Origin of the sequence: Streptomyces sp. NPDC048254 (genome assembly GCF_043201895.1) — a bacterium.
In the GTDB taxonomy this organism is placed as follows: domain Bacteria; phylum Actinomycetota; class Actinomycetes; order Streptomycetales; family Streptomycetaceae; genus Streptomyces.
On the sequence record NZ_JBICZJ010000048.1, the window covers coordinates 1 to 6,032 of the forward strand.

General features: G+C 68.8%; 4 protein-coding genes. 3 read left to right on the forward strand and 1 reads right to left on the reverse strand.

The features are described from left to right. The first annotated feature begins 1,390 nt into the window (after positions 1-1,390). A complete protein-coding gene (locus ACGFZQ_RS52165; protein WP_393846503.1) occupies positions 1,391-1,933 on the forward strand; it encodes a hypothetical protein in 543 nt (180 codons plus the stop codon). Between the two features lie 441 nt (positions 1,934-2,374). Here the strand turns inward: ACGFZQ_RS52165 and ACGFZQ_RS52170 are convergent, their stop codons facing one another. After that, a complete protein-coding gene (locus tag ACGFZQ_RS52170) occupies positions 2,375-2,512 on the reverse strand; it encodes a hypothetical protein (RefSeq protein ID WP_393846504.1) in 138 nt (45 codons plus the stop codon). Positions 2,513-2,973: 461 nt separating this feature from the next. On the opposite strand from ACGFZQ_RS52170, the gene ACGFZQ_RS52175 reads away from it, so the two are divergent. Both ACGFZQ_RS52175 and ACGFZQ_RS52180 read left to right on the forward strand, forming a co-directional pair. Continuing rightward, entirely contained in the window at positions 2,974-3,552 is a 579-nt protein-coding gene (locus ACGFZQ_RS52175; protein ID WP_393846505.1) for a hypothetical protein, read from the forward strand. 332 nt (positions 3,553-3,884) lie between these two features. Next, a partial coding sequence (locus ACGFZQ_RS52180; protein ID WP_393846506.1) for a Helicase associated domain protein occupies positions 3,885-6,032 on the forward strand: 2,148 nt, incomplete at its 3' end.

A 6,032-nucleotide genomic window follows, 5' to 3' on the forward strand; every position in this document is an offset into this window, starting at 1 on the left:
GCGCGCGGTCTGCTCCGCAGACACGACGCGGTGCCGCTACGCGGCACCAACCGGCGCTACGCGCCGAAGCCTCCGGGCTCCGCCCGGAGGGGCCAGGCACTCCGTGCCCGACCAACCGTACCAACGCTTCGCGCTGATACGGGGCCTGACAGCTCCGCAGTCAGGCAAAAGCGGCAGCAGCGAGGGGAGGGTGGCTCGGGCTCCCACCGCCTCGCCCAGTCCTGACGAAACGTCAACACTGTGTGCTGCGTCAAAACTGACGGTGGGATAGATTCTGGGATGAAACCCCACCCACATCCCACCTCATGACACCCCACCACATCGCCCGCCGAAAATGCGTCAATTCCTGCTCGGGATGGACTCTGGGATGGTGGCTAGGGTCCCCTGCAATTACCGGATGGATACCGGAGCGGCTCCGGTTCGGAATGCCGCCGCGTATTCGCTGAATGCGTCGACGGCGCTCCGGAGAGAACTCATTGTGCCGTATTCCGGGTTGGGGAGCTCGTGGGCCTCGCCGAGGTCCACGAGGGCTTCGCCGAGCTGCTCCAGGGCGTGGTCGGGGTCGGTGACGTAGCCAAGGACACGGAGGCGTCGACCGCCCACACGTGGGCTGGGCCGTCCAGGTCGACGTCCTGCGGGGCGAAGGGGTGGCCGGCGGGGCACTCGAACAGGCCGTCGGGCAGGGCGCGGAACTCGGATCCGGGGCTCTGGGCGCCGGAGGCGGCCGGACCGGGGCCGCGCCGGAGCGTAGGGCCGGGCGGCCCCGCGGCGCCTTGGTGGCGGCGGGCGGGCGCGGGCAGTGTCCCCGCGCAACCTGCTGGGCAGCATCGCCTTCGGGACCGGGTCTTGACCAGGTGGGGGAATCTGCATCCGGCCCCCGTGCCCGGAGGTAACGGGGGCCTGGGAAGGCCGCCCGGGATGAGTGGCACCGGCGGTCGGGGATGCGCGACTCCTGCCGTTATGGCCGCCGCCTGTGCCTCTCTCAGCCGGCGTTCCGCTCGAAGCAGCGCAGGGTGCGGACTGTGGCAGAACGAGCATTCCGAGCGTCGGGCTGGCGTCGGTGGTGATCACCCGAGTGAGGTCAGCCAACGTCGGGACGAGCATTCGTCTTCAGCCGAAAGATCGGCAAGTGACACCGGAGCCATCGTGGTTGGAGGAGCGTCTATACCTGCGAGTAAGCCGTGGAGGGCAGATGACGACTGATCCGCAGCGCCGTAGACGTGTTCGACTCGCACGTCGAGGTCCGACTCCTGACCGAGTCCGGGCTCGGGTACGTGACGAGGGGCCTCACCCGGAGCCGGATGCGGAGCCAGACTCCGACGCGCAGGTTCCGCATCTGTCGAGTCTGTGGCAGCGCCTCGGAGGGCTCCCATGGGCACACGGCATCACCGTGGCCGGAGCGTTGATCGCGGCTATCGCTGCGATTGCCGGGCTGTGGTTCCAGGCAGTTGCCACCTATTGGAGCCAGGAGACGGCCAAGGATCAGTTGCAGCAGTCGAAGGAGGACGGCGAGCGGCAAGATCGCGAGCAGGCCCTCCGTGTCGCGTATTGGGTGGAGGGCGACCAGTCTTTTGAGCCGCGGGTGATCCACGTCATCAACCGGTCGCTGGACCCTGTCACGAACGTGAAATTGATCATCGAAGGGACCGGTGTACGCGACGCCGTGTATCAGTTCAGCGAAGTCCGCCCGTGCGCCGAGATCCTGCTACCCGACACCATCATGGAGACAGATCGGGGGACGACTCTGCGTGACTGGGACTGGCGGATTAGAGAAATCGCATTCACGGACAGAACTGGCAGGGGCTGGAGACGGACGTCCGCCAGCCTCGTCAGCGATTCCAAGGAGCCAGACTGGCTACACAGCATCGGAGAGGATACGAAGAAGGCCCCTCAGATCCTGGACGCACTCAACTGTGGGGACTCTGAAAAGTAGGGATAGCCACACGGAAGGAATGCTGGGGCCCACCTCCGGGACACTTCCGCGAGAGCGGAGATGTCCCGACCTCAGCGACTTCTTCCTGGGTGAACCCGTCGTCGGCTCCGCGCGAGCGGAGGTGACCCGCCCTCGGCGCGCTTGCCCGGGGATGTCCACCAGCTGGCACCGCGCGAGCGGAGGTGTCCCGATCACGCACCAGGTGACGCCGTCCTCGCCATAGTCGGCTCCGCGCGAGCGGAGGAGTCCAGATCAGGGGTACGGCGAAGGGCCAGCTCCGGTCCGGCCCCGGCCCGAGAAGCAACACCTGCGGCGCCGTCGCCCCGCTCGGCTACCCAGCCCTCCACCACGCCGAGCGGGATACCGGGCGCCATGACGACATCAGGTCCCTGACCAGCGGCCTAGCTGGGCGTACACCTCCGGCGGCGGCAACGCTGTGGATCAGACTTCGAGGTATGCGACGACGACCACGGTGCGCAGCACGGTGACGAAGTACAGGATGCGGACGGCTTCGACGTCGTCGGTGTACTGGCGCAGCTGGGGGCCGGCGGTGTCGCCCGAGCACTCCGGCGTCATCATCGGCCCCGATCTCACCTGGACCAACGGCCGCTGGACCGCCCACCCCTGAGGAAGCCGCGACACCAACCTCAACACCCTCAGCCCGCAGGAATACCTGCCCTACGCCCTCAACATCTACCGCGTCCTGCTCACCCGCGGCACCCACACCACCCGCATCTACTCCACCCACCCCCCAACCCACCACATGCTCAGCCAACTCATCCCTCCCACTGTCTGACACGCCACCCTGGCCCCTGACCCCCGTCTGCCGGCAGACGGCAGACGGCAGACGGCAGAAGCGAGTTGGCAATGCGGAGCAGCAGCGGCCCCACGCGCCGGCCGACGACGCGATCCATCTGCAGGAGGGCACCCCAAGTCCCCTGAGTTTTAGCTAAAGCTCCGGAAATCGAGCGCTGCATTGGCTAATGTGGCGTCAGCGGGCGGCGGGTTGCCGTCCTGTATGCGATGGAGGGGGCACAAGCATGCGTATCGTCGAGGGTTCACCACAGGAGCTCGTGGAGTACGAGCGCCTCAACGGGACGGCCGCACAGACACCGGACGAGGACGGTGCCGCTTCCCCGGAGGAGGACGCAGAGCCCGTCCGCGAGACGGCGGCACGCGAAGGCACGGCTTCCCTCGCACCCGAGGACTACGTAGCGCTGATGAAATTCATCTATGGGCGCGCGGGCAAGAACGACCAACGCACCGTCCTGACCGAACGGTTCGTCATGCAGCTGCTCGACCAGGAGGACGTCGTCGTGGCCTTCGGCCGCTCGTCCAAGACGTTCGACGGCCTCGCCGACTACCTGATGATCCGCGACGACGGACCCCAGCGCTACGGAGCCGTCGCCTACCTGCGCCCTAGCAACGGCGGCATGACCGTACGACTTGGACCCGACGACATCATCGACCTCAGCGAGAAGGACAGAGCCCCCATCCAGTACCGCAACGTCGCGCCCTCCGACCCCTACAAAATCAACTGTCCACTCGCCGACCAGGACGCCTTCGACCTCGCCATCCGACTCGTCCGGACCGCACTGGAGATCGTGCGCAGCGAGTAAGAGGCGTCCGCGCAGCGCAGGCGGCACCCGTCACCGCACGAAGCGGGCGCTGTCCCAGTGGGGCATCACCTCCTGGGGCGCAAGCCCGGCCGGTACGGGCAGTCCCTGTATCTGGCGTCGCACGTCCGGGCAGCGCACGAGGCACGACCCGGGCGCGGCCGTCACAGGCCCGCAGGACAGAAGGCGGCGCTTCACGACGTCCATGCGCACCTAGGCGACCCGCCGCACGCAGCCACTCCGCATGCCCACCTGGGCGGCCGCCCACCGCCAGGCGCACGGCCGCCCACCCCGCCCAGTCACCAGAGCAGTCGAGACCAGGAAGGACCACCATCGTGGCCGTCACGCTGCGTCCACATCAAGTCGAGGCCGTCGACGCGGTACTACGGCATCTCTCCGAACGACCCGGACAGGGCATCCCGCCCGAAGGGCTGCGCACTCAGGTCATCGCCGCCACCGGATCCGGGAAGACCCTGATCGGGGTGGAGTCGGCGAACCGTCTCTCAGCGCGCCGGGTGCTGGTCCTGGTGCCCACCCTGGACCTGCTCTTGCAGATGGCTTCCGCGTGGCGGGCGGGCGGCCGTCGCGGCGCGATGATCGGCGTGTGCTCCCTGCGGGGCGCGGACAGCCAGGGCGTGCCGTGCACGACGGACCCGGACGAACTGATCGCCTGGACCGCCGGCCCGGAGACGGTGACGGTGTTCGCAACGTACGCGTCAGTGGGCATGGGGACGCTTCAGCGGGCGCATGCCGCCGGGCTCGGGGTGTGGGACCTGATGATCGTGGACGAGGCGCACCGGGTAAGTGGTGACGGTCTCAAGCCGTGGGCGGCCGTGCACGACCAGACTCAAGTCCCTGCTGTGCGGCGGCTGTACATGACCGCCACGGCACGCGTGTGGGAGGCCGACGGCGACCGCCCGCGGCTGGTCGCATCCATGGATGAGGACTCGCCGGTGTTCGGGCCGGTCGCGTACAAGCTCAAGCTGTCCGAGGCGATCCGCATGGGCTTGGTCGCGCCGTATCAGGTGCTGTGCCTGGACATCCGCGACCCCCACCTGTATGCCGCGCTCACCACCGAGGCGACTGGCTCCGACGCCGTACGCGGGGCCCGGCTCGCGGCGGTCCAGACCGGACTCATGCGCGCGGCCGTTGAAGAGCGGTTCCGTCGGGTGCTCAGCTTCCACAGCCGGGTCGGGGAGGCGGAGGCCATGGCGGCCGCCGTGCCGGTGACGGTGGCCCGGCTCGCTGAGGACGACCCCGAGACATTCCCGCCGGCGGAGCAGGTGTGGTCGGCGTGGCTGTATGGCGAGCACGCCCCCGCACACCGGCGTCAGGTCCTCGAGGAGTTCGCCTCCGACTACCTCCAAGGGGCCGGCCTGGACGGCACGGACGTGCGGGCGGAGCTGCGGGTGCTCTCCTCGGTCCGTGTCCTGGGCGAGGGCGTCGACACGGCTGAATGCGACGCGGTGCTGTTCGCGGACGCCCGCGGCTCGATGGTGGACATCGTGCAGATGGTGGGGCGCGCGCTGCGGATGCGGCCGGGGGTCGGGAAGCTGGCCACGCTGATCGTTCCGGTGTTCCTCGGTGAAGACGAGGACGCCAACGAGCTGCTCACCTCGGACGCCTACGGCACCCTCGCGAAGATCCTCGGAGCCCTGCAGGCACACGACACAGACACGATCGAAGCACTCGCCGACCCTCGTGTCCGCAACGCCCGTCCGGAGCCGGACGCGGACGACGACCGCGACCAGGACGACGACCGTGAGGGCGACGGGGACGACGACCGGGAGGACGTCGCACGGGTGGGTGCGGCGGCGGCCGGGGTGCTCAGGTTCAGCGAGGAACGCGACCCCGCCGCCCTCGCGCAGTTCGTGCGGCTGCGGGTCATCGACCCCGAAGCGGCGTACTGGCGGCGCGGCATCGAGGTGGCCACCCGGTGGCTGCGCGAGACCGGCAGCACGGAGTTGCGAGTCCCGTACACGTTCGTGTCGCCTGAGGAGTGGGGCGCGGCCGGCGCTCATCCGCTGGGGGTATGGGTGGCAGATCAGCGGAAGTACTACGCGGCCGGGACCCTCGAAGCTTCCCGCGTGGAACAGCTGGAGACGCTCGGGATGGTGTGGTCGTTGCAGGCGTCCGCGTGGGAGGCCGGCCTCGCCGTCGCCCGCTCCTACACCGAAGCACACTCCCACCTGCTCCCACCCACCACCGCCGTCTGGGACAACTTCCCCATCGGAACCTGGGTCAAGAACGCCCGCGCCGCGGCCCGCAGGACGGTGGAGAACACCGAACGGCGGGAGAACGGGGAAACGGGCGTCTCCTACACCGGAGAACTGCCAGAGGCCCGTATGGAGGCTCTGGCCGACCTCGACCCAGGATGGTGCCCGGCATGGGAGATCGGATGGCAGCGCGCGTATCGGCTCACGCTCGCGCACGTGAAAGCAGGCGGCTCCATCCCGGCCCGCCCCGGTGAACTCATCGTCCAG

Coding starts and splice junctions, on each gene's coding strand:
- ACGFZQ_RS52175 (WP_393846505.1), top strand. CDS start 2,974: ATGCGTATCGTCGAGGGTTCACCACAGGAGCTCGTGGAGTACGAGCGC.
- ACGFZQ_RS52170 (WP_393846504.1), bottom strand. CDS start 2,512: ATGATGACGCCGGAGTGCTCGGGCGACACCGCCGGCCCCCAGCTGCGC.